Raw genomic sequence first — 2,616 nt, 5'->3', positions numbered from 1 at the left:
GGGCACCACTGGTCGGCGTTCACATTCCTGACGGGGCGGTGGTCTACAACATGGAACCTCTGTATGACGGTTGCCGCTCGTTTTCATTGGGATACATGGACACCCTCAAGCGGTGCCGCGTGCTGGATTACAGCCGCCCAAACGTGGACTACCTGAAACGCCATGGTGTTGACGCCTTTTACTTGCCTTATGGCTATCACCAATCTCTAGAGCGCACTCCGGCCCGTGAAAAACGCTTTGACTTCTTGTTGGTTGGAAGTGTTAACCCAAGGCGAGCGCAAATGGTCAATGAGTTGCGAAGGTTCTTTGAAGTGCTGTGGGTCACGGGTGCTTACGGCAATGCACTAGATGAGCTGGTGGCGATGAGCCGCGTTTGCCTGAACATTCATTTCATTCCAGACCACCCGCTGGAGGTGGCCCGCCTTAACTACCTTATGGCGAATCACTGCACGGTTGTTACTGAGCCGGGCAATGACGAAGTATTGAACTCAGCCTATGCGCCGGGCGTCCATATGGGTGTTGACATCGTTGCTGCTTGCGCTGAAGCCCTCAGCAGGCCGAGGGATGGATACGAGTGCATAAGGTCCATTCCCATGGATTTGACGGGGGCGAAAGATTGGCTGACCCGATGAAACCATACGTGTATGACCAATTGCATAACCCTCAAGGCCCCCTGCCTGGCCATTCGGCTTTTGCCTACATGGTCCGGGTGTTGATTGAAAACACCCCGGTTTCCCAAATGGTTTCGTATTCAGTAGAGGTGAAGACATGAAAGGCGGAATGCGTTTCGGGGCTGGCCGTCCTGGCTGGCATATGAAGGCCGAGCATTGCAGACGCATTGATGTACATCGGTTCAAGCGAGAGGGCATGCTTAGGCCGGGCTCTTGGGGATGGAGTTGGCGCGATAGCGAAACCGGCAAGGTACTGGCCAGCATCGGTGTTATTGGTGGCCATGACCGCATCACCTTGGAATACTCGGTGGGTGGGACGCCAATTACCGAACACATCAACATCACCCGCACGGCCTGCGCCTATGGTGGGTCACGACCTTGGTTCAACTGCCCCAAGTGCTGGGACCGGGTTGCCGTGCTGTATCTGAGGCAATCGCGCTTCGCGTGCCGCAAATGCCAACGCCTTGTCTATGCCTCACAGTCTGAAGATGCGTTAGGCCGTACATGGCGCAAGCAATCGAAACTAGAGGCAAGACTAGGCGAAAACTGGAGTCGCCCCAAGGGCATGCACCGCAAAACGCGAGAACGCATCCTAGAGGCGATATGGGAGTGCGAAGGCATCCGAGACGATGCGCTGGCAGAGTTCGCCGCCCGACTAGGGTTCAGGTTGTAGTTTTTGCAAGCCTCCGCGCGCGCGTAGGCGTCAATCATCGGCCCTATGGCATCCTTGGACGCGGGAGAAGACACCATGCCCAAGAACGACAAACCGACGCGAACAAACAAGAGCCGCTATCCAAGGTGGCTACTTGCTGCCGTTGTTGTCACCGTGGTGGTTGCAATAGCCTACTTTGCAAAGACACCGGAACAACAGCAACAGGAATGTGAACGGGTTTGCGCCCCTCAGTTTGGCCGCTGGGCACCGTCACCTGACTACCCGAAAGACTTCGGCAGAAAGGGCAGGACTTTCGGACCGATGGTCTGCCTGTGTCAATCGAGACCACCTTGATTCATCAAGCCCCGGCCCTACCGCTGGGGCTTTGCCTTTGTGGGCCGGGATAACGTCGAGTTGCCCGAATGTGCTTACAAGGTGCTTACATGGAATCCAGAAACAACAAAGCCCCGCAAGGAATGCGAGGCTAAGTACTTGATTTCATTGGTAGGCCGTGTTGGACTTGAACCAACGACCAAAGGATTATGAGTCCAACCAGTAGGACGGCATTAGGGCCGCTTTGCCCAGCAGATCAAGGGCTTAGGTGCTCATGCCCATGCATTGAGGCTGCATTGTCCAGCTATGCCGTTGACACTTGGTTGACGACTCAGGCGAGCACTTGCAAGCCGTGCTTTTCGACCACAGCAAGCAGCTTGAGCGCCATGCCACTGGGCCGCTTGGTCCCGGCCTCCCACTTCTGCACCGTTGATTCGCTGGTGTTGAGATAGCGAGCGAAGACGGGTTGACTGACATGTGCCCGCTCGCGAATGCGCTTGATCTCATTGGGCGCAATCTCGGGTGGCGCGGCCAGGCAAGACTCGTCGAATTCACGCATGGTGGCCTTGTCAATGGCTCCCACACGATGCAGGGCCGAAGCCGACGCATGGATGGCCTCAAAGGCATCACTCTTGAACTTACGCTTTGTCATGGCATATCTCCACAATGTCCTTACCGCTCACCAGAGCGGCAATCTGCACATCAGTCAGGCCCGCATAGGCCTTTGCAAGAAACCTGAAGGCAGTGAGTTCATCGTCTTCGATGTTGTCTCGATCCTTCTTGGCAAAAAGGTACTCGTACACCCAATACCGCCCACCTTTGGCCAGGATGATGGAACGGTGCATGTTGTCGTTCAGGCGCTTCTTGAAGACTCCACCACCAAGATCGTCGGCCTGCCCCGCCATGACCTGGCGAATGGCCGCACACAGTTCAGCATCTGAAATCCGAGCCTTCTTTGCA

The 2,616-nt window shown here is 55.8% G+C and carries 4 protein-coding genes; 2 read left to right on the top strand and 2 right to left on the bottom strand.

Going from position 1 to position 2,616, the window contains the following annotated elements; all coding sequences use genetic code 11:
* A partial coding sequence (locus EPO09_RS01095; protein ID WP_290639324.1) for a hypothetical protein occupies positions 1–632 on the top strand: 632 nt, incomplete at its 5' end.
* A gap of 136 nt (positions 633–768) precedes the next feature.
* Positions 769–1,344, top strand: coding sequence for a hypothetical protein (locus EPO09_RS01090; RefSeq protein ID WP_290639322.1), 576 nt, complete (start codon positions 769–771; stop codon positions 1,342–1,344).
* 643 nt (positions 1,345–1,987) lie between these two features.
* Here EPO09_RS01090 and EPO09_RS01085 read toward each other — a convergent pair.
* Positions 1,988–2,308, bottom strand: a complete 321-nt coding sequence (locus EPO09_RS01085) for a DNA-binding transcriptional regulator (RefSeq protein WP_290639320.1) — start codon at positions 2,306–2,308, stop codon at positions 1,988–1,990.
* On the bottom strand, positions 2,295–2,616 hold a 322-nt coding region (locus EPO09_RS01080), incomplete at its 5' end, for a type II toxin-antitoxin system RelE/ParE family toxin (RefSeq protein WP_290639318.1). The genes EPO09_RS01080 and EPO09_RS01085, both read right to left, overlap by 14 nt.

It is taken from the genome of Aquabacterium sp., assembly GCF_004297345.1.
Classification (GTDB): Bacteria; Pseudomonadota; Gammaproteobacteria; order Burkholderiales; family Burkholderiaceae_C; genus Aquabacterium.
Note: the sequence above shows the minus strand (reverse complement) of the source record. Positions and strands in the feature narration are given on the sequence as shown.

Excerpts from the sequence above, each read along its gene's own strand:
- EPO09_RS01085 (WP_290639320.1), bottom strand. The coding sequence starts at position 2,308 with ATGACAAAGCGTAAGTTCAAGAGTGATGCCTTTGAGGCCATCCATGCG.
- EPO09_RS01090 (WP_290639322.1), top strand. The coding sequence starts at position 769 with ATGAAAGGCGGAATGCGTTTCGGGGCTGGCCGTCCTGGCTGGCATATG.